This is a genomic window from Cyclobacterium amurskyense (assembly GCF_001050135.1).
Lineage (GTDB): Bacteria > Bacteroidota > Bacteroidia > Cytophagales > Cyclobacteriaceae > Cyclobacterium > Cyclobacterium amurskyense.
Genome location: NZ_CP012040.1, coordinates 195,968 through 220,529, shown reverse-complemented (window position 1 = coordinate 220,529; position 24,562 = coordinate 195,968). Strand labels below are relative to the sequence as shown.

The following is a 24,562-nucleotide window of genomic DNA, read 5'->3' as shown; positions in this document are numbered from 1 at the left end:
TTTGTTATAATATAATTTAATAATTGTTTATTTTACAATATTGTTTTATTCATCTAATATTATCTGTAAAAATTGAATATTCAAAACATAAAAAATGGAACTCTCAAATGGAATTTGACCTAAAATAAAAAGGTTTCATGCCTATTTACATGAAACCTTTTGGACTGACTTTACTTTTTATTAGTTAGAATTATTGTTTAATCCTTGCTAGGGCTTGTGTTTCAATTCTGATTTAACTTAACATTATTGTAACCTTTAAAACTTACAATAAGGGTAGCAGAAGAATCGGATTTTAAAGCGAATTCCCCATTAATATCTGTTACAGTTCCTGCGTTAGCGCCTTCTACTATAATTAATGCACCCGGAAGTAAATTTCCTTCAGTATCCCGAACCGTACCATTCCAAGTTCCATTTGAATAGTTTGCCTTAATTTTTAAACCATCCACGTTTGGAGTGAATTCTCCTATGTTTACTTCACCCAATGGTAGCTTGTCAGAATCTAATTCCTCTTTGCTAAGTGTGAAAAACAGAGGGATTGTCATTTGTACCCTTATGGGTTGACCATTTTGCATTCCCGGATTGAAATCCGGCGCATTTTTAATTATCCTTTCTGCTAAAAACTCAAAACCATTTTCAGTTCCACTGGCAGCGGAAACATTGGAAACTGATCCATCTTTCTCTACCACAAATTGAACTTCAACCTGGCCCTCTATGCCCTTAATTCGGGCATATAAAGGGTATTTCGCTTCTTTTTTGACATAATTTGAAAATGCTGTCATTCCACCTTTGAACTCAGGCATTTTATCCAAAGGACTATTTTGGTTTCCCTTCCATTTTAAACTGGAATCAGGAGGGAGTTGGTTGGATGGATAAGCATTGATTTTAATTGAAAATCCTGTAACTATCAATAAGGCTAATAAACTGAAAAAGGCGATTCGAAGGCGCATAGTCGTTTTCTTTAGGGGTTTATTTAACATAGTTAATCTGTGTTTTAAGGTGGAGGAGGAGATAGCACTTGTCCATATCAAAGGATTATTTTGAATGCTGAGGCTTAACAGTAGCTTTTTGTATTTGATAGGATGCACCGAATCTTTTACGCCTTGATCGGCTAGGTATTCATGATTTAGGACAATGGCTTTCTTTACCATAAATACAATAGGGTTGAACCAGCATATCACCGATATAAATTCCATCAATGCCAAGTCTATATGGTGTTTTTGAACGATATGGATGAGTTCGTGCTTTATGATCATTTCCGTTTTTCCGGAACCTTCTTTATAGGTTGAAGGATGCATAAAAACATACTTTCCGAAACTGAAAGGTGAAATCACTTTTTCTGAGAGGATAAGGTTGGCCTTCTTTAAGGTTTTGCTCGAGGCTTTTTTTGTCCAATTGATTAGCTTTAATAATGCACTTATTTTCTTAGCGAATAAAAGTGCAGTTATAGCCAAATAAACTGCCAGGATCCAAAATTCAGCAGGAATGGCCTGAGTTGATGGGGCAGAAGCTACAACCGGAGTAGATTGGTTTTGGGCATAGGGAAGATAGTTAACAGCTACAGTGCTTTCTTGTGGTAGCCACAAGGGTAAGCTTATAAAAGGAACAAGCATGGCCGCAGGGATCAACGATAAAAGCAGCCACCGGTTCAATGTGAATGTTTTCTCATTTGCCAGAAAAAGTTGAAAGAGCAAAAAGATAATTGCGGAACAGCCGATAAATTTAACCAAAACCATCATCATTTTTTTCTCCTTTCAATTTCGGTTTCTACAAGTTTTTTAATTTCTTCCAATTCATTGGTACTCAAGTCTGCTTTCTTGGTAAAGAAGGAAGCAAATTGAAGCGGTGAATCAGAGAAAAAATCTTTAATAATGGTTTTTACCTGCCCGGAAAAATAATCCGGTTTCTCTACAAGAGCATGGTATTGCCTTGAGTTCCCAAATAATTTGAATCCTACATAACCTTTTTGTTGCATGCGTTTCAGCAGTGTTGCCACAGTGCTTGGCGCAGGTTTTGGTTCAGGAAGGACCTCAAGAAGTTCTTTCATAAATATGGGCTGGTTGGACCAGATCAACTCCATTAGTTTTTCTTCGGATTTGGATAACTTCATTCTACATTACAATAAGGTGTTCTACAAATGTAGAAAAATAATTTATAACTCCAAATCTTTGATCTATTTTTCATTCTTTCGGACTAAATTCTAAACCTTGTCAAGTTGAGGCAAGAAGTATAGAATGTCAGTCCTATTGGATGATTGAATATTGCGCAAATCATGTATTTGATCCCGGCTTTATATAAAAGGATATATTTGTCTTAAATGTTTGTAGTTTTGTTATTGTAAGAATTAGAGAGGGTTTTACTAAGGATTAATTCTTAATTGTGGAAATTATTTTCTATAAAAACAACCAGCAAATGAGGAAAAACTGGATTTTGATTTCACTACTTAATTTTTTAATTGCAGCCATAATGGGCTTGGTGCTAAGAGCAGCTTTCGTATGGGAGTTAAATTGGATAGAATTTAAAAATTTATTACATGGGCATTCCCATGTAGCCCTTTTAGGTTGGCTTTACCTTGGCTTTTTCATTTTGATTCATGGTAATTTTTTACCTAAAGAAAAGGCCTCCAAACCAATTTATACCTATCTGTTTTGGTTAACACAATTTTCAATAACAGGTATGATGATAGCCTTTCCTTTGCAAGGTTATGCTGGCTTTTCAATATTCTATTCCTCCCTTCATATTGTCTTGAGCTATCTCTTTGTCTTTAGGGTATGGAGAGATCACATTAAAGGATGTGAACAAATAAACCTTTTATTAAAAACCTCATTATTCCTTCTTCTACTTTCCACCTTAGGGGTTTGGGGAGTGGCAGTGATTATGGGAAACGGAGGTGGGGGCGGGATGCTGTACCAGGTAGCCATACAGTTTTACCTTCACTTTCAGTTTAATGGATGGTTGATTTTTGCGCTTTTAACCTTAATTGTTAAAACCTTCAAGGTTGGTTTCCCAAGACTTGGTTTTCGTTTAGTTTACGGGTTTTTATTGTCAAGCCAGATTTTGACATTTGCTTTGATCTTGTTCTGGGCCTACCAGTGGAGCTGGGCTTATTATGTCAATGCAGTAGGGGTTCTCCTGCAACTTTTTGGATTAGTGGCAATTTTTGTTTTAAAGAGAAAATCTTTGCCTAAACTGTCCTTACATTTCTCTCCTAAAACCAAACCATGGCTAATACTTGCTGTAATAGTTGGCCTAATAAGGGTAGCTGCTCAATCTTTGCTCGTTTTGCCTGAGTTAGCCGAAATGGCTGTTATTTTGCGTTTATTTATTATAGGGTTTATTCACCTAAGTATGCTTGGATTATTCTCCGCCTATTTGATGTTTTCTTTTATTAATTCGAACACTATGGAAGTACAGAACCGAGGAATGAAAACCGCTGTTTGGTTCTATTACCTAGGATTCATAGGTACTGAAATGCTTTTGTTTGCCCAGGGCTTTTTCTTTTGGCAAGGTTGGGGATCCATGGCTTATTTTAATGAAAGCTTGTTGTTTTTTAGTTGTTGCTTACCATTGGGGATTTGTATTTATATTCATTTATTCAATAAGCATCAAAATAGGGCCTTACTCACAAATTACACTTAATAAAGGTTGTTCATGATCCATTGGTAAATCAAGCCTATGCCGACCCCAGATACAATGATAAGAGGAGAGGGTATTTTACTATATCTCAATAGGATGTAGGTGCCGATGATGATGACGATATTAATGAAATTATTCTCCATAGGTTCAAATAAAAGATAAGCAGCGGCGATCAACATGCCACAACTTACCGCATTTATTCCTTCTAGGGCGGCTCTCACCGGACGGTATATCTTTAAGGCATCCCAAAACCGGATAACAAAAAATATTAGAAAGGTGCCTGGTAAAAATATACCTGCAGCTGCAACCAATCCTCCAGTGATCATGCCAGTAACTCCCCATTCTCGCATGGACAATGCACCAATATAAGAGCTAATACTAAAGGTTGGGCCTGGGATACTTTGAGAAATGGCGTAACCTGTCAGAAATTCTTCCGAACTTAAATAGTTTTTGAACTCTACAAATTCTGTATACAAGTAGGGGACTAAAACCTGGCCTCCTCCAAATATAAGGGATCCATTTCTATAAAAATTCTCAAATAATCTTATTGGCAAGATTCTGGTATAATGTCCCAAGACAGCCGCTGAAATCAATACTCCTGCCCAAAGAATAAAATTCCCCCAAGAGATCCTAATTTTTGGTTTCTCTTCAATGATTGGTTGTTTATTGTAATTGTGGGTAGTAATCAAACCACCTAAGACCAGCATGATTGGGAAAATAAAGGGTGAATTGTAAAAAAATGCAATAAATGCTGCAATCATCATTAAGATGGCGGCCTCTACCGTATGGATCATTTTTTTTATCGTGATCTGAGAGGCGTAGATGATATAGCCTATGGCCATAGGCTGAATAAATTTAGCAAAGCCCAGCTCTCCTTTTGTGTTGGACTGCAAGTATTCAATCAAGAAGGCTGTCCCTATCATAAGAAGGGTAGCCGGGAGTACCCATACCAATAAAGAAAGGTAGGCCAATACCGGTCCTCCCACCCTGAAGCCTATTGCTGATATGGTCTGAGTAGAAGTTGGCCCAGGCAAAACCAGACAAAGGGCATTTAATTCCAGCAAGTCTTTCTCTGTAATAAAGCCTCTTTTTTTGACCATTATATCAATGACCATGGCCAAAAAAACCTGTGGACCTCCAAAAGCTGTCAGAGAAAGTACGAGCACATCTTTCAGATATATATAATACCGTACCTTCCTGATGGTCGTCATATGAACTTGTTATTTTTTCAGTCCTAACTCTTTTAATCTTTCATCTAAAAATTCACCTGCAGTGCAATCTTCAAATGCTTTAGGGTGATTTTCATCAATACAAGAGTTCAGACAACTCAGGTCCATTTCAGAACGAGGATGCATGAAAAATGGAATTGAATACCTGCTGGTGTCCATTAATTCACGTGGAGGATTTACTACCCGGTGAATGGTGGACTTGAGTTTTTTATTTGTCAACCTTTCCAGCATGTCTCCTACATTCACTATCAATTGATCAGGAAGGGCAGTGATTGGGATCCATTTCCCATCTCTTCTTAATACTTGTAAACCATCTGCACTCGCTCCCATTAGGATAGTGATTAAGTTGATGTCTCCATGTTCGGCTGCTCTAACGGCATCGGCAGGCACATCATCAGGATTTTTTATAGGGAAGTAATGGATGGAACGTAAAATGGAATTGCCATTTTCAATTTTGCTTTCGAAATAATTCTCCTTGAGTCCTAAGTTTAAAGCAATGGCTCGGAGCATGGTTTTACCAGCAGCTTCTAAAGTTTTAAATACCTTCAATGAAATGTCTTTGAATTCGGGCACTTCCCTTGGCCATACATTGGGTAGGTATTCTTCTTTTACGGTATCATCGTTTGAAATCTCATCAAGAGGTTGGCCTACATGGTAGAATTCTTTCAAATCTCCTGTATTCCTTCCTTTGGCATGTTCTTTACCTTTACCAGTATACCCTCTTTGAAAGCCTTTATCAGGCTGTTCATATTTGGCTTTGATATTGTCTGGAAGCAGGAAGAAGTTTTTGATGGCCGAATAAAGCTCATCCTGCATATTTTGATCGAGTCCGTGGTTTTTTATGGCCACGAATCCAATGTTCTCATATGCTTCTCCTAGTTTTTTTACAAAAGCAGCTTTTTTACTACTGTCCCCAGAAATGAAATCTGCCAAATCCAGGCACGGAACCTCTTCAAATAAAATTTCGCTCATTTGCTTTTTAAGTTTAATGCAAGGTAATTTTTTTATTGTTAAAAATAAATACCTTTGAATCCGGATTTCACTTTAGATTTTTAAGTCCAGCGTGAAATTAAAAGAAAATAATTAAGTAATTGATCGAGCGTATGAGAAATGATGAAAATCACCCGGTAGGATTATTTTGAAGTCTTTTTACCAAGGGATAAAATAGCTACACAACCTTTCACGTTAAGTCCTTACAGAACAAATTTATATGAAATTCAAGAACATTTTTTTTACCATAGCCCTTTTATTGGTATTTATGTATGCCTGTGATTCTACAAATAAGAAATCTGAGGCATTGGTGGATCAACAAAATGAAGCCCCAAATGAATTGAAAGAAAGTATAGTAGAAAAAATTCAATTCGAAAAGCTGGTAACAGCAACGAACCCTGATGCAATGCTGGACATATATAACCCAATAGGGAATGAGGACTTTAAAGAAGGGAAGGTGGCCTTCTCTTTCAATATTCGGAACCATGGCTTAGGGAGAGAAAATCCATTGATGCTTTCATTAAATGGGGCGAGTCCTAAACCTTATACCTTGCCAAATTTTCAAATGGACTTAAATAAAGGCACCTATAGGGCTGTTGCTTTTTTGGTCAACGAAGAGGGCTTAGCCCTAAAGGAATATGGGAACTTTTCTCAACGAGATTTTACAGTAGGAGGGTCAAGACCTTTTCCAGAAGACGAGGAGCCTTATGTGATTCTTCACCTACCCATAGAACAGCAAAGTTATTCTGCAGATGAGCAGGTTGTCGTGGACTTTCTTTACCTGGGAGGCGCACCAGACAGCGATGGGGTGAAAGTATTGATTGAAATTGACGGTCAGCAGTTTATTACTGAAGAAATTGTTCCTGTGAAGTTATCCAAAATAGAAAAAGGGACTTATAGTCTGAAGGTTAGTTTGATTAAAGCTGGAAATGGGGAAGAGTTATCAGGTGTTTTTTCTAGCCAGACAAGAAATATTCTTATAGAATAGGCTGGTTTTAGGCGAGTAATGTGCGTAATACAGATAAGGATTTTATTTCTCCAAATCCATCGATATGGATTTTGTAGAACAATATCCAATCGTCTAATAATTGCCTTTTTATATTGCCGGGCACCTCTGTGGGTGAATGAGGTTCGCTTTCTAAAATCTGGTTAAGGAACAGGCTTTTTTTTGTGTAATTACTACTTGATTGATCAACGGGTAGTTGTAAAAAAAAGTCATTTGCGTCCTCAGGTTCAAAACCTAAATAGCGGGAAGTACCTATCAAAAAATGTAGAGCGAATAATCCCGGTTGGTACAGTTCTGCATCAAGGGCTAAAATTTGGTTCTTAAGATGGTCAAACAGCAATTCATTCTGGTAATTGTCAAAAACAACCTTTCCCAATATTTCAGCCATAAACATACTAATGCCAGAACGGATAAAATCAAATGGGATGCGTTGAAAACTTATGTCTGATTTTATTTCAGAAATTCTATGGATGTTGGCATTCTCTTTATCATAAACGACAAGATCCACCAAGGTTAAGGGTTGAAAAAGGGCGACTTTGGAAGATGATTTATTACTCCTCACTCCATTTACCACATAGGATTTGAGCCCAAGTTCTCTTGTGAAGATTTTCGTGATAATCGAAGTTTCTCTGTATTTTGTATACCCAATTACAATTCCAGTAGTTTTTTTAAGCATTAAGTGGTTACATCTAGGTCAAAAAAACACCTGCGACAACGGGCCTCATAGCTTTCTTTTTCTCCCAGCATTACCTTGGTTTTTTCCGCAGACAATCTGTAACTAAAAGAAGCAAGATCACCGCATTTCATACATATAGCATGTACTTTAGTGACATATTCAGCCATTGCCATTAATTGAGGCATCGGCTCAAAAGGCTTCCCTTTAAAGTCCATGTCTAGACCGGCAATAATTACCCGAGTACCAGTCTTGGCAAGTTTTTCTACAACAGGAATTATTTGGGCATCAAAAAACTGAACTTCGTCAATTCCTACCACATCGCAATTACCTGCTAGAAGCAAAATGTCTTCAGCAAATTGTACAGGGGTAGATCGGATAATGTTTTCATCATGTGAGACTACATTATTGTCATCATACCTTTTATCGATGGCAGGTTTAAATATTTCCACCTTTTGTTTGGCGATTAACGCCCTGTTAAGTCTTCTTATCAATTCTTCTGTTTTACCAGAAAACATTGAACCGCATATTACCTCTAATTGCCCTTTTCGGCCGGTTTTTCCTAAAGATGGTTCAATAAACATAAATTCTGAATAATGGTAAAAAATCTTTACTACTGTAGTTGACCAAACAGAAAGAATGAATCAAGGTCAACAGGAAAATTAGTAAATTATAAGCAGACGAAATTAATTGATTTATATTTATTAATAAAAATTAAAGCCAGATTAAACCTGAAATAGGCAAAAGGCCATCTATTATTTGATAATACCACCTCGGATTAGGTCACTCCTTGCTAGTTCAACCCGGATTATGTAATAGAATTCGTGATAGCCTGTCCCGTGTTTACGGGAAGTGTTGCAATCGCAAGAAAATCAGGCTGTTTGGAGATTTTAGCATAGCACCGCTATGGTGAAATTGAAAACAGCAACGAAGTGGCTGATTTTAAAGCGATTTCAGCACGTAATAGAATGTCTATTGCATATTTCGGGTTCAACCTTGCCCGAGGACTCTAAAGTTTGGTATTTTATCAAGCCTTCGAATGGCTGATTTTATGGTGATTTCATGTTTTTCTATGGGACAGGGAAATGATATAGTGTATGGGCTTACTTTTTAACATAAACCGAATCTTTTCTGAGCTAAAAATATTAGGCCATTGAATAGGTCTCAGGCAGTTTTTTATTGCTGAGGTTATTTTCAAAAAACTATAAGGGGAGAAAATGATTTCAAATTTACCTTGATTCAGGTCAGCTAACTATTGTTACTTATTAATGTCTTTGAATCGGGGTTTAAAGAATAAATTACATAACTTTACCTCTATATAAAAGGGAGAAACACAAGTAATATGACCAAACAAATGATTTTAGATCAAGATTATATTGACAGTTATTCCAGAGATTTTTCTCAAATAATCTGCGACAATCATTTCATTAACAAGGGTTACATTAGCGGACAAGACATTGTAGAGCTAACCTCTTCCTCTCAACTTAACTTAATGGTTATTCGAGAGCTTTTTGAGGATTGGCAGAAGCAGGTTGACTCATTCACTCAAAACCCTTATTTTGATTACAAGGACAAGGCGGTAAAAGAGGCGTTGTCAGACTTTATGATTGTACTTTCAAGAGCCATTAAGATTGAGCAAAATGACTTTGCTCCCCTTCTAAGTAAAGCAGTGACAAAAACCATATTTCTTGCGGTTGACCCAGTTGCTTTTATAGAGGAAATATTGGACGAGAGACATGAAAAATCTACTGCCTATGTAAAGGAACTACAGAAATACATAAAGTGGTACACGCAAATGTGGGTCCCTGCGGCAGAAGATTGGGCCTCTGAGTCTGGAGATATAATATGGAAACAAAAGTTATATGAAGGTTTAGAGAAGGAAACCAATGATTCAACCCAAGCGGTATCCTTGCTTGCTCCTTTACAAGATGTCTTATCACTTGACTTTGATAAACTTATCAAAGAAGTACCTCAAAAGCTGAAAGATGAACCAGTTCCTGAACTTGTTGAAAAGGTAGAAGAAACGGTGCCCAAGCACTATATCGTTGAACCCTCGGAAACAGTTATAGACAATCAGGAAGAAGAAGCACCAAAGGAAGAGGCTTCAAATGAGGATTTGATAGAAACAATAGACCCTTCCATTGTTTGGGCCAAGTTTGATTCTGGAGAAAACCCCTATATGAAAGGTAGCATAACCCATCTGAAGGAAGGGATGGGGATTAATCAACGGATTATGTTTACCAAAAGGCTTTTTCAAGGTAACCCCGACCTGATGGATCAAGCCATTATCGAACTGGATGCAACAGATAGTTTCTTTGAAGCAATTGACTTGCTCAACCAGAGTTTTGTGAAAAGCTTGAACTGGGATATCCACTCTGAGGAGGTGATGGAATTGCTTCAGTTGATCTTTAGGAAGTATGATTCTGTCTAATGGATCTTAGGAATCATTATAAAAAACTGCATAGTTCGGCTTTATCTTCAATAAACAAAGAAGGTTTTAATTATGACAAAGAATTAGATAACCCTTCGGATCTAAGGAGGGGTTTGACCCTTTTAATTAGGCCAAATAAGAAGATAAAAGAAGCATTTGAACTATTTATTCATCAAGCTAGGGAAGTGCTTCCTGATCAGTATTTTTATTCAGTTGATGATATTCACGTTACGGTTATGCCCATTGTCTCTTGCTACAGTGGCTTCTCTATGGAAGGAATTGAAATTGACCGGTATGATGAAATTATTCAAAAAGCTTTAAGAGGAGTAAGAGAATTCAAACTTGACTTTACAGGGGTTTTTGCCTCAGCCTCATGTTTGATTATCAAAGGTTATCCTGTTAATGGATACTTGGAACATTTCAGACAAAACCTTCGAAATGCTTTTTCAGGAGCTAAGCTAGAGCAATCCCTAGACAAACGCTATAAGCTTGTGACAGCACACAGTACTGTGGTAAGGTTTAAGCAACCTATAAAGGATAAGAAAAAGGTAATTGAATTAGTAAAGGCCTTTAGTGATTTTGAATTCGGATGCCAATCCTTTGAACAGCTTGAATTTGTTTACAATGACTGGTACCAACGAAAATCAATTGTTCAGCTTTTGAAATCATATAATTTAAAACAATAGCATCACCCCTTCGGGTTTAGCCATTAATTAGGGTTTACGGCAACATTGTCAATATAAAACACACCTAAAGGGACTTTTTCATCAGCTCCAGGTAATGGTGGCTCTGGATCTTCATTGGGTGTTTTTCTGTTTGGAAGGTCTCTGTAATTCCCCGTTCTGAAAGAAATACGTTCCACAGACTTAACAGCCTCTGTAAGTGGGATCATTTTTCCTTTCAACTCCCCATTCCAATAGAGATCAAAATACCCATTAACGCTAGCATGAATGTTTAACTTTATGCTATTCCATTTTTCTGGGTTAACTTTTCCTAAATTAACTTCAGTGTGACCTGATAAATAAATCAAATCCCCTGATTCAGTCAATTTCAGCCTTATGGGACGATTGCCAAACTGGTCCGTAATGTCCATTTCCATCAAACCATTGTTGTTGGTAGGTACCATAAAATCCCATTTGATTTCTACGTTTTGACTGGTTTCAAAAACCCGAATAGCCCTTGCATAATCATAGGGGTCCTCATCAGCGAGTTGCAATGACAAGCCCTTACTGAGAGGGGACTTCACCACATTTACAGGAGCCCATTTGGGAGAATAAATGTTCCAGTTAGTGATGGATCCATTTTCAATAAGTTGGTCAAAGGAGTCATTAACAGGGCCATTGATGGTGTACCTGATAGGCGTCGGTACTTTGCTTACCCACATGTCTTCTTTGTTCATGCTATAAGTGAGCCACATGTCATCACCTGGCGGGTTGCCATTGCCTTTTACGATGCCCCTTACATAGCAAGGTCCAAAATCCTTCCATCTTCCATAAAACCTTCTGGCGGGGACTTCTCCCTGAACCAATACCATGTCATCAAAAATTACTCCATCATCCGAACTGATTACAATAAGTGGATACCTGTATTCATCAATGTCTATAGGGTTGTAGCTTAAAGCATACCGCTCATCTTCCGTTTGCTGAGCCCAGACTTTTCCACCTGCCATGGTAAGGGTAGAAGCCTTGACTGTTTTGGAAAAATGTTTCCCTCCATCTTCTGATATGGCAGTGACCGAACGTTTCCAAAAGCCAACGATTTTACCATCCTTTCGGGAGTAATACGAAAATGCTTCACCGCCGCGTTCTCCCGAATAAAAGCCATCAAGGCCATTGTCTTCATCCCGCCATTGTAGAGTGACTAAAGTATTACCTAGTAATTCATCACATGCCGCTATGAATGCTTTGTCATCAGATGTTTTATAAAAGGGGAAAGAGGTATTGGAAGCATTCCAGTTGGTATGGCTATTGTACCGGATAAAGTATATTGGTCCATAGCTTCCATCTTTGTTTACTTCTCTTACAACCCTGCCAATCCCTCCTTTTTCAAAGGGATCTTCGGTATGTCCGTAAAATGCTATTGTGAGTAATTTGCCGTTTTTGCTTACATAAAACCCCATTCTTTGGTGCATCATATAGCCATCGTAGCCCTCAGGGATGCTAACTCCCGCAGGAGCTTTGTAAGGAGGGAAGATCACTTCCGGTTTGCTCCAATTTCGACCGTCCTTTGAACTTGTCAATAAGGTCTGTCCAGGAGCAATGTGCTCATCTACAGGGTTGCTTAGGTATTGCTGGTAAAACTTCCCTTCCCAATAGGCAAGGTTAGAGGCATGATTGTAAGTCCAACCGAAATCTTCGGCCATTTGCGGGTTGGTTCTGTTTGCCCGTAACGTTTGCCTGCTATCTACACCTATTGCATACCTCAGTCTGCCCTCATGCTTATCTGGGTCAACACTATTGCCTCCTATATAGCGAACTGGCTCCTGGATACTGCCTGTTTGGCTGAAACCTGCAAGAGGCAAGCCAAACAGAAACAATAAGCGAAAATAGAAACAAAGGTTACGGGAAATCATTGGGTTATAGTTTAATGAAGATCTTGTTCTTAAACAGGATATAGGCCGGAATGAAATTAACCATGACAAACAAGATGGCATACAGCATACTAACAAGATTGACAGGAAGTCCTATACCCGTAAATACATCTATAAAATACATGTTTAGGGATTGACCACCTACTTCAAGGGTGTAAAAAATCAATGATAATACATCAGCTAAAACGTAAACTGTAATGGCATTGGCTCCAAAGATGATTCCAATGGAGGTGCCTTTCTTTTTACCAAGGATATCTACTAAGAAGTAACTTGCTCCCAAAGCGATAAATCCAGCTCCTCCTGTGATCAATGTGAATGAACTGGTCCAAAGGTGTTTGTTAATAGGGAATACTTGTGCCCAAAGTAAGCCTGTAAGAACAATTACAAGTCCTATTGACATGAGATAATTGGATTTTAAGTTTTCATTTTTATCGGAGAGTAAGATTTTCCCGGCTAGAAGGCCTAAAATTCCTGTTACAATTGCTGGAAGAGTAGTGAAAAATCCTTCAGGATCCCAAGATCCTTCCCACATTCTTCCTGGTAAAAACATACTGTCAATCCAGGCAGCAAGGTTTCTTCCAGGTTCCAACATAACCACTCCTTCTCCAGGAGTAGGTATCAAAGTCATGCATAACCAATATAAAACAAGTATTCCCCCACCTAAGTAGGCTTGTTTTTTCCAGTCTGTATTTAAGAATAAAAATGAACTAGCTAAGAAGACAATTGCTATTCTTTGTAAAACCCCAGCGATCCTCATGTTTGAAAAGTCAAAATCAGGAATAAGGTTTAGAAATATCCCTAAGACAAAGAGTTTTACCGCGCGAGTAAATATTTTCTTATACATACCACTTTTAGGCACCCCTTCTTCTAGTCTTTTAGAATAGGCAAAGGCCACTGAGACACCCACCATAAAAATGAAAAATGGAAAAATGAAATCTGTCATTGTCATTCCATTCCATTCTGCATGCAATAAAGGTGGATATACATGGCTCCAAGATCCCGGGTAGTTGACCAGAATCATGGCGGCAATGGTAAAACCCCGGAGAGCATCCAGAGATATTAATCTAGTAATTGTAGGCTTCATACAATATATTTTTTTATTTAATAGTCAATTTAATACCATGAGGTGTAATAATAAGGCTACTTAAACAATTTAATTATGAATAAAATCACTCGGATCGTTGCCTACTTACTTTTAATAAGCTGCTTTTTTTCCTGCCAACCCTCTACAAATTGGAAGGAGGCTGTTGATTCCATTTATATCGATTGGGAAGTAAAAACCAACTTTACGGAAGAAGAGGGGCAATTTGAAGCCAGTTTTGGAATAGAAAACCGCAGTCAGTATCCGCTTGGGGAAAAAGGTTGGGACCTGTTTTTTAGTATGGCCCCAAGAGGAATCTTATCGAGTGAAAATGCCAAAATCACCCATATTAATGGAGATTGGTACAAGCTTAGCCCAATTGATGGCTTCGCGCTAGCTCCAGGGGAGAGTATTTTAATTCCTTATGTTGGGATTGAAGGGGTGATAAAAGAAACAGATGCACCTATGGGTATGTATTTTGTTTTTTACAGTGAGGATGGAACATCTGAAGAAGTTATTCCCGTAAAAAACTTGGAGGTTAAGCCATTTTTAAGGGATGAACAACGCCTGAGAGGTGCCATGGACGAAGAAGCTCCCTATTCTGCGGAAAGTCAATATGAACGCAATGAGAATTTGGTAAAATTAGATAAAGAAGAATTATTGCCAATTATACCTACACCATTTAGTGTAAGGAAAGGAAATGGTCAATTTATACTTGAGGAAAAACTTGCCATAGAATTTGAAAATGGCCTTTCCAATGAGGCAAAATACCTTAGTGAGAAATTAAGTGAACTTACAGGAGTTAAATTTTCTACACATGAAGGTGTGAGCAATAATCAAGGGATAGTGTTGAAATTGGCGAAAATGGAAGTCAATGGTAAGCGCGATGAGGCTTACAAATTGGATGTCAATCAAAATGGGGTTGTGTTGACAGGTAGTGACCCTGCAGGTGTTTTTTACGGAGTACAAAGCTTATTGGCACTATTAGGTAATGATGCTTACTTGAACCAGAAGTTACCACTTAGTCTACCTTATATTAATATAGCGGATTCACCTCGATTTGGCTTTAGGAGTTTACACATGGATGTGGCTCGAAATTTCCAAACGAAAGAGACCATTAAAAGGACTCTTGATATCATGTCTCATTATAAGCTGAATCATTTTCTGTTTTATACCACTGAGGATGAAGGATGGAGATTGGAGATTCCAGGACTTCCTGAATTAACAGAAGTTGGAGGTCAGAGACAACATGCTAGTAGTATGGATGATCCTTCTGTTCATCCGGGTTATGGCTCTGGACCATTCGCTTATATGGAAGGGAAAAATGGAAGTGGGTTTTACACAAAAGATGAATTTGTTGATATCCTGAAATATGCGAAAGAACGACACATCACAGTTATTCCTGTGTTGAATTTTCCAGGACATGCCAGAGCGGCCATCAAGTCCATGGAGAAAAGATATTTAGATTTAATGGAAGAGGGTAGAACAGAGGAAGCTGAAGCTTATCGTCTCGTGGATCCGGAAGACAAGTCCCAATACATGTCAGCACAGTCTTTTAAAGACAATGTTGTCAATGTGGCCAATGCTTCAACTTTTGACTTTTACCTAAAGGTTGTTGACGAATTAACAAAAATGTATGCAGAGGCAGGTCTTGAACTTAAAAAAATGCACTCCGGAGGAGATGAAGTAGCAGAGGGGGCATGGACAGCCTCTCCTCAGGCAAGAGAATTATTGAAAAAGCTACCCGAAATCAAAGATCCCAAAAACTTACAAACGTATTTTTTCAGTACTTTATTGGAAAAGTTGGAAGGTAGAGATTTAGAAATGCATGTTTGGGAAGAAATGGTCCTTCTTAAAGATGAGTCAGGAGTGTATAAACCTAACCCGGCCTTTGCAGGGAAAAAGGTCGTTCCTTATATATGGAACAATATGTTTGATTATCCTGATTTGGGTTATCAGTTGGCCAATATGGGCTACGATGTGGTACTATGTAATGTGTCCAACTTTTACTTTGATCTGGCCTATAGTAACGATCCTGAGGAACCAGGCTTGTATTGGGCAGGCTTTGTCAATACCAAAAATGCCTGGGCATTTGCGCCTTATGATTGGTTTAAGACAACTTATAAGACCAGTATGGGTAGAACAATAGATCGTGCCAAAGAATTTAAAGACATGGTAAGGATTAACCCTGATGCCAAAGACCATATCATAGGTCTAGAGGCTCAGTTGTGGACAGAAACCGTAAAAGGCAGGGATATGGCGGAATACTATATGTTTCCTAAGATGCTTGGGTTTGCAGAAAGTGCATGGGCAGCTGAGAGAGATTGGGAGAAAGAGCCGGACTTGGTTAAAATGGATCAGAATATTGCTAAGGGCTGGAATCAGTTTGCAAATAGAATTGGGCAGACAGCATTGGCAAAACTGAGTTGGTGGAATGGGGGCTATAATTATAGAATAGCACCTCCTGGCGCAAAAGTTGAAGACGGTAAGTTGTTTGCCAATGTGAATTTCCCCGGCTTACAAATAAGGTATACCACTGATGGAAGTGAGCCTAATGAAGAGTCAGCACTGTATACTGGGCCAGTAGAAATAGAGGGAGAGGTAACACTTAAAGTGTTTGATGAAACTGGAAAAGGTAGCAGGACAATAAAAGTTTCTCCAAAAAATTGGGAGCTAAGAGAAAGTAATTGAAACTTTGATTATATTCTGTATTTGAAGGTTGAAATGTAGATTCTGGAAGTCTACGTATTATAATTGACCGATACAGTATAATATTTTGTAACAAATGTTTTTTACAATAAAATTTGTCAATTTACCTGAATTAATTTTTGTGTAGTTAATTCGGTAAATTGGCTAAAAATTAAAATGAAACCCAGATGTATTAAATTATAACACAATATTAATTTATCGGTAATATATCGATGGGATTTGTAAATTATTCATTAAATTTTTATAAAAAAATACATAAACCATTCATTTACAATTATTAGTGACTTAGGTATTTCCGCAAAATGAAGATTTAAATACGTGATTTGCGCAGAATTTACCAATTTATTCCTTGATATTCATAAATAATTAGAAGGCCAAGTAGTGTAGGAATACGCTATTTGGTCTCCAATTACTTTACCAAAACGATAAATACTTGGAATATGGAACAACCTGACAAAAAAGTAATGGATGGTTTTCGAAATGGCGACCAGAAAGCCTTTGAAAAAATTTACCAATATTACAGAATACCTGTAATTCGCTTTAGTGTTTCCATTATTAAGGACGAACAGGAAGCGGAGAATATTTATCATGAAGTGTTCATGAAAATCCTTAAAAGAAGGAAGAACATAAAGCCTGAATTGAACTTCAATTCTTATGTTTTTACTTCAGTAAAAAATGAGATTTTTGACTACTTGAAGGCATTGAATAAAAACAAGACTTTGAAGGAACAGTTTTGGGAAAGAATTCATCAGTCAGAAGATGATTGTGCACAGGTAAAGGAGGAACAATTAACCAAAATGGAGCGCATTATTAGAAATCTCTCACCCAAAAGAAGGCAGATTCTTGAAATGAATTATTTTGAAAAAAAATCTTATAATGAAATTGCAGACCTTTTGATGATTTCAAAAAATACCGTAAAAAATCAGTTGGTCAAAGCGAAGTTTATCCTTCGCAGAGAAATGGAATGACAGGTTTTAAGTCTATTTTTTAATTTTGAATTGATTTGTACAAATTTGGTATTGTATTCACTTTTTTAGGGTATTTAGGTCTATGCATTTATTTTCATTATCGTACTTACTTATAGTACGAAGGGTACATTGTGGTTTATTTTTAATGGTACACTCATGCTGATAATTAATGATTTTTTACAGAAGTAATGATTGGGAATTTTTTTAAAACAATGCACAAGGTTTTTTGATGTAAAGTTTCATTTTGGGCTAGATGCTTATAAAAACACAAGGTGGGATAGCTAATTTTAATTGGCGGCTTAATGATTGGTAAACCCAAATAGTGCAATAAATCTGCTATTACATGATGAAACCAAATCAACAGCTTAGTCTTCCTAACTGTCTTCAAATAAAATATTTCTAGTGGCTTTAGCTCCTCAAGATAGAACAAGGGAATACCATTCTAAAGTCAGACTTTGTGGTATTCTGGGTTAAAGTGAAAAATTTGTAATATTGTATTGGTAAAGGAAAGAAAAGTATAAGAAAGCGTTTATTTCGTATAATATCTTTAGTATCTACATAAATATGCAATATTTAAACAATCGTAAAATGTGCAGATGTATTCGACTCCAAGCATTAATTGGCTTGCTTTTCCTAATTTTTATGGTGCCTGAGTTTAAGGCGAAAGCACAGGTTGAAACCATTGCTAGTCAAAGACAGCTATTTGTAGATGATTTTTTGGTTGATCAATTGGAAAGGGCGGAATTAGAAATGCACCGACCAGTTGATGAGGGTATCGCATTCAATTTAGACAAGCTTTGGGAAGGGAAATTTTCATTGTACACAACCATTATAAAAGATGGTGGTACTTATAGGGCTTATTACCGTGGATTGCCTGATGTAAAGGAAGGAAACGATAGAGAGTTGACTTGTTATGCAGAATCCAAAGACGGAATAAACTGGTACAAACCAAATCTTGGTATTCATGAAATTAATGGGTCGAAAGACAACAATGTAATTTTAGTAGACAACCAATTGACGCATAATTTCAGTCCATTTTTGGATACCAATCCAAATGCAAAAAAGAGTGAAAGGTACAAAGCCTTAGCAGGTAAGAAAGTGACGGGCTTGTATGCGCTTACATCAGCAGATGGTATACACTGGGTTAAAATGCAGGAAGAGCCAGTATTAAAAGAAGGTAATCTGGATTCGCAGAATGTAAGTTTTTGGTCTAGTAGTGAAAACAAGTATTTGGTCTACTTTAGAACAGTGGACTCTGGGTTTAGGTCAGTCAGCAGGGCTTCCTCCACTGACTTCAATTCCTGGGACCAAGGAGTTGAGATGAAGTATGGTCCCACTCCATTGGAACATCTTTATACTCAGCAAACCAGCCCTTATTTTAGGGCTCCGCAAGTCTACCTTGCCATTGGGGGTAGGTTTATGCCAAACAAACAGGTTGTGTCTGATGAACAGGCCGCGATTATGGGTATTGACCCCAATTACTACAAAGCATGTTCAGATGCTTTTTTAATGTCATCCCGAGGAGGTAATAATTACAATAGGTATTTTATGGAGTCCTTTATCAGGCCTGGTATTGGTTTAAATAATTGGGTTTCACGAACCAATTATCCGGCGTTGAATATAGTACAAACCGGGGATACGGAAATGTCCATTTATGTGAACCATGATTATGCACAAACTACCGCTCATTTGAGAAGGTATTCCATGAGATTGGATGGTTTTGCTTCTTTATCCGCAGGTTATGCGGGAGGTGAAATGCTGACCAAGCCTTTTGTGTTTGATGGTAGTGCTTTGGAATTGAATTATTCAACCTCAGCAGCAGGGGAGATTTTCATAGAACTGTTGGATGAAAAAGGGAATAAAATCCCGGGTTTTTCCAAAGAAGAATGCCAGCCAATTATTGGAAATGAATTGGAAAGAACCGTTTATTGGAACAAAAATACAGATGTGTCCAAGCTTATAGGGAAACCTGTCCGGATGAAAATATACTTAAAAGATGCGGACATTTATTCATTTAGATTTTATTAAAATGCAGGGATTCAAAAAACAAACATTACTCATTCTAATGCTTTTACTCCAGGGGATCGCCTTTGCTCAGATCCCCAATATTGGGAGCAATAGAGAACTTTTTGTGGATGAGTATTTAATAGAAAACCTGGAGAATGCCAAACTTAAATTGCATGAACCTGTAGATAAGGGGCCCGTGATTAAATTTGAAAAACCATGGGAAGGTGCTTTTTCTGCTTATTTCACTGTTATCAAGGATGGAGATACTTACAGGGCTTATTATAGAGGTGTACCTGAAGCTGGAAGCGATGGTAACGACGGAGAGGTGACCTGCTATGCAGAATCAAAAGATGGCATTAATTGGACCAAGCCAGACCTAAAGCAGTATACCGTCAAAGGCACCAAAAAGAACAATGTAATATTGGCCAATGCGGCACCGGTAACCCATAATTTCAGTCCTTTTCTAGACAGTAACCCTCAAGCAATAGCGTCTCAAAAATTCAAAGCACTTGGAGGGACTAAAAACAGTGGGTTGGTAGCTTATGTGTCCAATGATGGGAAAGTATGGGAGAAATTACAAGAGCAGCCAGTATTTACTAAGGGGGTTTTTGACTCGCAAAATGTGGTTTTTTGGTCGACAAGTGAAGAGTTATATGTTTGTTATTTCCGTACTTGGACGGGAGATGGTTACAGCGGATTTCGCTCTGTTGGAAGAACGACCTCTAAGGATTTTGTCAATTGGTCCGAGCCAGTGCAAATGAGTTTTGGAAACACAGAATACGAACACCTTTATACCCAGCAAACCAGCCCTTATTACCGTGCACCACAAATTTATTTGGCTATCGGGGCGAGATTTATGCCCAATAGGAAAGTGGTCAACGATGAAGAAGCTAAAAAGTTAGGCGTGAATCCTAAATATTACAATGATTGTTCTGATGCAGTTTTGATGTCTTCAAGAGGGGGAGGAGCATACGATAGGCAATTTATGGAATCTTTTATCAAGCCGGGAATTGGATTGCAAAATTGGGTATCTAGATCTAATTATCCTGCATTGAATATTGTGCAAACCGGAGATACTGAAATGTCCATTTATGTAAACCAGGATTATGCCCAGCCAACCGCTCATTTGAGAAGGTATTCCATGAGATTGGATGGTTTTGCGTCATTGTCGGCAGGTTATGGCGGAGGTGAAATGACTACAAAGTCTTTTATCTTCGACGGGAATGCTTTGGAGTTGAATTATTCTACTTCAGCCGCTGGCGAAATTTTGGTTGAGTTGCTTGATCAGGAAGGCAATAAAATACCAGGTTATTCTATGGAAGAATGCCAGCCCATCATAGGTAACGAAATCTCTAGAACAGTTTATTGGAATAAATCCAACGACCTCTCCAAGTTAGCAGGTAAGCCTGTTAAAATGAGGGTGTACTTGAAAGATGCTGATGTTTTTTCCTATAAGTTTGGCAAGTAAACTGGCATCGGTAAAGCAAGCCCATTTAGCTAATAGTCAAGTAAAATTGTATTGTAAAAAATAGGCGACTTAGTTTACATGTCCACTTATTAGGGTCAGGATTAAATTCCTATGGAGTAATAATTATCCTTTTCTATAGAAAAAAAATTCAATTGATAGAAAACCATTGAGTTGATTATACTATTCCCGATTGGGATAATAGGTCGTTAACCTCTATGGTTTTTAACTCAAAAAGGAAAAAGAACAAATAAATAATAGAGCATTTTTTTGATCAAATAATGCTCTAATACTTTTGGTTTATTTTTTAATGTGTTGATTTCCTTTTAGTTATTTCGTTGTTGTTGAGGGTGTTTATGCTGATTTTAAAAGTCAAATTTAATATTTGGTGATGATTTGATAAGAATATTGTTAACTAAAAAAGCCTTATTCCTCTATGTAAAACTAATTCTGGATCAAGGTGTTGACTTTGTAATATTGTATTAATAATGTAAAAGAAAGTATAAGTAAACGATTATTTCATATAATATCTTTGGTATGTGCATGTTTGTACAATATTTAAATCATTATTATATGAAAAAAATTATACAAGAATTACGTCTATTTGGGCTGATGATCCTATTTATGATCATGGCTGGATCGGAGGGTTATTCACAAAGCGCAAGAGAAGTTACCGGAACCATCACGGATGCATCGGGAGAATCTTTGCCAGGTGTGAATATTTTGGTTAAAGGCACCTCTATAGGTACTGTTTCTGATATTGATGGAAGTTATAGAATAGCCGTTCCTCAAGACCAAAACATACTCGTGTTTTCATTTATTGGTTATACCTCTCAGGAGATGGGTATAGGAAATAACAGTACCATCAACGTACAACTCAAATCTGCCTTGTCGGATATGGACGAAGTGGTGGTCATTGGTTTTGGAGAACAATCCCGTGAATTATTAACAACCTCAGTATCCAAAATGGATGAGCGAGTTTTAGAAAACATTCCCTATTCTAACGCCGCATCAGCCATGCAGGGAACATTGGCAGGAGTAAGGGTGCAAACTACTTCAGGGCAACCGGGAGCAGCACCTAGAGTAATTGTAAGGGGAGGGACTTCTATTAATAACCCTAATGGAGCAGCCCCTTTGTATGTAGTAGATGGAGTAATCAGGCCAGACATTAATAATATTGCTCCAGGTGATATTGAGACCTTTCAAGTGTTAAAGGACGCTGCATCCACCTCTATTTATGGAGCCAGAGGATCAAATGGGGTAGTGGTAATTACTACTAAATCAGCCAAAGCCGGTTTTATTTCAGCCACTTATTCTGGTAGTTATTCCTTGTCCCAGCCAGGAAGCTTATATGATCTAGCTTCTGCACGTGATTATTTGAATTTCGCCAGGAAAGCAATGATCGTTCAGGATATTTTTCCTGATGCATCATTCAGAAATACCAACCCTATAGGCTTCGGAACAGGTAATGACCTGACTAATAACACGGCTTATACCACACAGTATTTGACTTCTGAAAACGAATACAAGCTTAATGAGGGCTGGGAAAGCATGCCTGATCCTCTAGACCCATCCAAAACCTTAATCTTTAAGGACACAGATTGGCAGGATGTATTGTTTAGAACTGCTGCAATTCAAAATCACCATGTATCGCTTTCTGGTGGAACAGAAAAAGCAAAAGTGACTGCTAGTCTTGGTTATTTGGACAATGAGGGGATAGCCATCACCACTGGATATAAACGCTATACCATGAATGTCAATGGAGATTTTAAAGTTAGTGATAAATTTAGCTTTTATGGAATTGTCAACTATGCCAACTCAAAAGACAATCAGGTAAATAGTATCACCAATATTTTTGCCAGGGCAATCACTTTACCTCCAACAACCAAATACCGATTTGAGGATGGTACTTTGGCACCAGGCCAGGCATTGAGTGAAGGAAATCCTGAATATGTATTGAGGAACAGGGTGGCAGAAAACAGGTCGGAAAACCTGACTTTTTCCCTTGGTTCCAGGTGGCAAATAACGCCAGAGTTAAGCTTTGACCCACAACTGTCAATTTATAATAGAACAAATGATTCGTACAGTTTTCAACCTGCTGTTTTGAATGGCCCCAATAATCTGGTGGACAACAGATCTGCGAGTGCTTCGATTTCTAAATGGAGACAAACTCAGGTGGATGCGGTTTTTCACTATGCCAAAACTTTAGGTGAAGCACACAATGTGAACGCAACTGCAGGTTATGCCTATTTTGGAAGAAATATTTCCTCTCTTAGCGCTTCGGGCCAAGGAGCTTCTACAGACCTTATTCCTACTTTAAATGCCTCTGCAGAGCCGACTAGCGTAAGTAGCTCCATATCGGATCAGGTGATTCATGGTTATTTCGGTAGGGTAAATTACGATTTTAACTATAAGTATTTAGTTTCTATAAATGCAAGGTACGATGGCGCATCTAATTTAGGAGCAAATTATAAATGGGGATTCTTCCCAGGAGTAGCTTTGGGTTGGAATATGCACAATGAAGATTTCTGGGAAGCATTGCCGCAGGATGTTTTTAGTAAACTAAAAATTCGTACCAGTTACGGTATCAATGGTAATATTGGAAACCTTGGTGATTTTTCCGCTCAAGGAGCCTATGGAGTAGGAGCAAGGTATGGGGGTTACGCAGCCATTCAAAACACCTTGATACCCAATCCTGAGTTGAAGTGGGAACGGTCCAAAACTTTGAATTTTGGAGCAGATCTTACCCTGTTTGACCGCTTAGGGCTTGTTCTAGACGTGTATAGAAGGGTTACGGATAACCTAATTACGAATTTGGCTTTGCCACCATCTACTGGTTTTGGTAGTACGCTTACCAATTTAGGTAGCTTAGAGAATAAAGGAGTAGAATTGGAAGTGAATTACAATGTTTTGCCTTCAGCTTCAGATTTCCAATGGAACCTAGCAGTCAATTTTGCCACCCTACAAAACAAAATATTAAAACTCCCTGAAAATGGAGCGGAAAGAAATCGTGTAGGAGGCTATTACGTTTGGGATGCAGGTCTAGGTGATTATGCCTGGAAGGGAGGTCTTCAGGAAGGCGGAAGTCTGGGTGAATATTATTCTCATGAAGAATTGGGTGTTTATGCTACCGATCAGGAGGCAGAAAATGCGCCAAGTGATACCTACAAAAGATATCCAGATGTCTCTTTTGGAGGAGACTTTATCTGGAATGATTTAGATAACAATGGGGTAATAGACGAAAAGGATAAAAAATATGTTGGTACCGAATTTCCAACCTTAACTGGCGGGCTTACCAATACTTTCTCTTACAAAAATTTGATGCTTTCCCTTCGTATGGATTATACAGTTGGACATACTATTTACAATTATGCCCGTGCATTTATGGAAGGTCAATGGAAGTTGAACATGAACCTTACTCAAAATTTAGTTGACAATGGCTGGCAGGAACAAGGCGATGTGGCCGAATTGCCGCGATACGATTGGGAGAGTACCAGAGCCCAAATCAACGTTCATCCAAACCGCACAGGTCAGGGGTACTATGAACCTGGTGATTACCTGGCCATAAGAGAACTAAGCTTAAGCTATAACTTGCCAAAAAGCGTATTAACGCCTGTTAATTTGGAGAATGTAAGGCTTAGCCTGACGGGTAATAACCTGTATTATTTCACCAAATACCAGGGACTAAACCCCGAATTTGGCGGGCAGGATTATGGACGTTACCCAATTCCGAGAAACTTTATTTTTGGTCTAAATATTACCTTTTAATTTAAAATAAAG

Annotated in this window: 17 protein-coding genes; 9 read left to right on the top strand and 8 right to left on the bottom strand. The window is 38.0% G+C overall.

Translation table 11 applies throughout. The features are described from left to right. Nucleotides 1-221: 221 nt before the first annotated feature. Both CA2015_RS00840 and CA2015_RS00835 read right to left on the bottom strand, forming a co-directional pair. Nucleotides 222-1,610, bottom strand: a complete 1,389-nt coding sequence (locus CA2015_RS00840) for a TonB family protein (protein ID WP_240477901.1) — start codon at nt 1,608-1,610, stop codon at nt 222-224. A 125-nt stretch (nt 1,611-1,735) separates the two neighbouring features. Beyond that, the gene (locus tag CA2015_RS00835; protein ID WP_048640171.1) at nt 1,736-2,107 is read right to left on the bottom strand and encodes a BlaI/MecI/CopY family transcriptional regulator; all 372 of its coding nucleotides are present in this window, start codon (nt 2,105-2,107) and stop codon (nt 1,736-1,738) included. Nucleotides 2,108-2,409: 302 nt separating this feature from the next. Here CA2015_RS00835 and CA2015_RS00830 point away from each other — a divergent pair, with 302 nt between their 5' ends. Further along, complete coding sequence (locus tag CA2015_RS00830; RefSeq protein ID WP_048640170.1) at nt 2,410-3,636, top strand: hypothetical protein; 1,227 nt, start codon at nt 2,410-2,412, stop codon at nt 3,634-3,636. On the opposite strand, the gene chrA is transcribed toward CA2015_RS00830, so the two are convergent. Further along, entirely contained in the window at nt 3,633-4,844 is a 1,212-nt protein-coding gene (gene chrA / locus CA2015_RS00825; RefSeq protein WP_048640169.1) for a chromate efflux transporter, read from the bottom strand. The two genes, CA2015_RS00830 and chrA, sit on opposite strands and share 4 nt — an antisense overlap. 9 nt (nt 4,845-4,853) lie before the next feature. After that, complete coding sequence (locus tag CA2015_RS00820) at nt 4,854-5,834, bottom strand: isopenicillin N synthase family dioxygenase (protein ID WP_048640168.1); 981 nt, start codon at nt 5,832-5,834, stop codon at nt 4,854-4,856. A 238-nt stretch (nt 5,835-6,072) separates the two neighbouring features. Here CA2015_RS00820 and CA2015_RS00815 point away from each other — a divergent pair, with 238 nt between their 5' ends. Beyond that, nucleotides 6,073-6,840 (top strand): hypothetical protein, encoded by a 768-nt coding sequence (locus tag CA2015_RS00815; protein WP_048640167.1) that lies wholly within the window; start codon nt 6,073-6,075, stop codon nt 6,838-6,840. 7 nt (nt 6,841-6,847) lie between these two features. Here the strand turns inward: CA2015_RS00815 and recO are convergent, their stop codons facing one another. Both recO and CA2015_RS00805 read right to left on the bottom strand, forming a co-directional pair. Next, nucleotides 6,848-7,534 carry a DNA repair protein RecO gene (gene recO / locus CA2015_RS00810; RefSeq protein WP_048640166.1) on the bottom strand — a complete coding sequence of 229 codons (687 nt, stop codon included), beginning with the start codon at nt 7,532-7,534 and terminating at the stop codon, nt 6,848-6,850. Next, nucleotides 7,534-8,115, bottom strand: a complete 582-nt coding sequence (locus tag CA2015_RS00805) for a thymidine kinase (protein WP_048640165.1) — start codon at nt 8,113-8,115, stop codon at nt 7,534-7,536. The genes recO and CA2015_RS00805 overlap by 1 nt, the downstream gene beginning before the upstream one ends. Before the next feature lie 758 nt (nt 8,116-8,873). Here CA2015_RS00805 and CA2015_RS00800 point away from each other — a divergent pair. Together CA2015_RS00800 and CA2015_RS00795 are read left to right on the top strand one after the other, a co-directional pair. Further along, nucleotides 8,874-9,962 carry a hypothetical protein gene (locus tag CA2015_RS00800; RefSeq protein ID WP_048640164.1) on the top strand — a complete coding sequence of 363 codons (1,089 nt, stop codon included), beginning with the start codon at nt 8,874-8,876 and terminating at the stop codon, nt 9,960-9,962. Then, nucleotides 9,962-10,648 (top strand): 2'-5' RNA ligase family protein, encoded by a 687-nt coding sequence (locus CA2015_RS00795; RefSeq protein WP_048640163.1) that lies wholly within the window; start codon nt 9,962-9,964, stop codon nt 10,646-10,648. The genes CA2015_RS00800 and CA2015_RS00795 overlap by 1 nt, the downstream gene beginning before the upstream one ends. A gap of 23 nt (nt 10,649-10,671) precedes the next feature. Here the strand turns inward: CA2015_RS00795 and CA2015_RS00790 are convergent, their stop codons facing one another. After that, nucleotides 10,672-12,534, bottom strand: a complete 1,863-nt coding sequence (locus tag CA2015_RS00790) for a hypothetical protein (RefSeq protein ID WP_048640162.1) — start codon at nt 12,532-12,534, stop codon at nt 10,672-10,674. A gap of 4 nt (nt 12,535-12,538) precedes the next feature. Next, entirely contained in the window at nt 12,539-13,636 is a 1,098-nt protein-coding gene (locus tag CA2015_RS00785) for an acyltransferase family protein (protein WP_048640161.1), read from the bottom strand. A gap of 75 nt (nt 13,637-13,711) precedes the next feature. On the opposite strand from CA2015_RS00785, the gene CA2015_RS00780 reads away from it, so the two are divergent. The 5 genes from CA2015_RS00780 (at nt 13,712) to CA2015_RS00760 (ending at nt 24,550) form a co-directional block, all read left to right on the top strand. Continuing rightward, nucleotides 13,712-16,324: a family 20 glycosylhydrolase gene (locus CA2015_RS00780; RefSeq protein ID WP_048640160.1), complete on the top strand. Its 2,613-nt coding sequence runs from the start codon at nt 13,712-13,714 to the stop codon at nt 16,322-16,324. A gap of 458 nt (nt 16,325-16,782) precedes the next feature. Continuing rightward, nucleotides 16,783-17,310 (top strand): RNA polymerase sigma factor, encoded by a 528-nt coding sequence (locus CA2015_RS00775; protein ID WP_048640159.1) that lies wholly within the window; start codon nt 16,783-16,785, stop codon nt 17,308-17,310. A gap of 588 nt (nt 17,311-17,898) precedes the next feature. Next, nucleotides 17,899-19,338, top strand: coding sequence for a hypothetical protein (locus tag CA2015_RS00770; RefSeq protein ID WP_084011581.1), 1,440 nt, complete (start codon nt 17,899-17,901; stop codon nt 19,336-19,338). Between the two features lies 1 nt (nt 19,339). Then, complete coding sequence (locus CA2015_RS00765; protein WP_084011579.1) at nt 19,340-20,785, top strand: glycoside hydrolase family protein; 1,446 nt, start codon at nt 19,340-19,342, stop codon at nt 20,783-20,785. 570 nt (nt 20,786-21,355) lie between these two features. Continuing rightward, nucleotides 21,356-24,550, top strand: a complete 3,195-nt coding sequence (locus tag CA2015_RS00760; RefSeq protein ID WP_048640157.1) for a SusC/RagA family TonB-linked outer membrane protein — start codon at nt 21,356-21,358, stop codon at nt 24,548-24,550. Nucleotides 24,551-24,562 lie beyond the last annotated feature (12 nt).

Coding starts and splice junctions, on each gene's coding strand:
- CA2015_RS00840 (WP_240477901.1), bottom strand. CDS start 1,610: ATGCTTGTTCCTTTTATAAGCTTACCCTTGTGGCTACCACAAGAAAGC.
- CA2015_RS00835 (WP_048640171.1), bottom strand. CDS start 2,107: ATGAAGTTATCCAAATCCGAAGAAAAACTAATGGAGTTGATCTGGTCC.
- CA2015_RS00830 (WP_048640170.1), top strand. CDS start 2,410: ATGAGGAAAAACTGGATTTTGATTTCACTACTTAATTTTTTAATTGCA.
- chrA (WP_048640169.1), bottom strand. CDS start 4,844: ATGACGACCATCAGGAAGGTACGGTATTATATATATCTGAAAGATGTG.
- CA2015_RS00820 (WP_048640168.1), bottom strand. CDS start 5,834: ATGAGCGAAATTTTATTTGAAGAGGTTCCGTGCCTGGATTTGGCAGAT.
- CA2015_RS00815 (WP_048640167.1), top strand. CDS start 6,073: ATGAAATTCAAGAACATTTTTTTTACCATAGCCCTTTTATTGGTATTT.
- recO (WP_048640166.1), bottom strand. CDS start 7,534: ATGCTTAAAAAAACTACTGGAATTGTAATTGGGTATACAAAATACAGA.
- CA2015_RS00805 (WP_048640165.1), bottom strand. CDS start 8,115: ATGTTTATTGAACCATCTTTAGGAAAAACCGGCCGAAAAGGGCAATTA.
- CA2015_RS00800 (WP_048640164.1), top strand. CDS start 8,874: ATGACCAAACAAATGATTTTAGATCAAGATTATATTGACAGTTATTCC.
- CA2015_RS00795 (WP_048640163.1), top strand. CDS start 9,962: ATGGATCTTAGGAATCATTATAAAAAACTGCATAGTTCGGCTTTATCT.
- CA2015_RS00790 (WP_048640162.1), bottom strand. CDS start 12,534: ATGATTTCCCGTAACCTTTGTTTCTATTTTCGCTTATTGTTTCTGTTT.
- CA2015_RS00785 (WP_048640161.1), bottom strand. CDS start 13,636: ATGAAGCCTACAATTACTAGATTAATATCTCTGGATGCTCTCCGGGGT.
- CA2015_RS00780 (WP_048640160.1), top strand. CDS start 13,712: ATGAATAAAATCACTCGGATCGTTGCCTACTTACTTTTAATAAGCTGC.
- CA2015_RS00775 (WP_048640159.1), top strand. CDS start 16,783: ATGGAACAACCTGACAAAAAAGTAATGGATGGTTTTCGAAATGGCGAC.
- CA2015_RS00770 (WP_084011581.1), top strand. CDS start 17,899: ATGTGCAGATGTATTCGACTCCAAGCATTAATTGGCTTGCTTTTCCTA.
- CA2015_RS00765 (WP_084011579.1), top strand. CDS start 19,340: ATGCAGGGATTCAAAAAACAAACATTACTCATTCTAATGCTTTTACTC.
- CA2015_RS00760 (WP_048640157.1), top strand. CDS start 21,356: ATGAAAAAAATTATACAAGAATTACGTCTATTTGGGCTGATGATCCTA.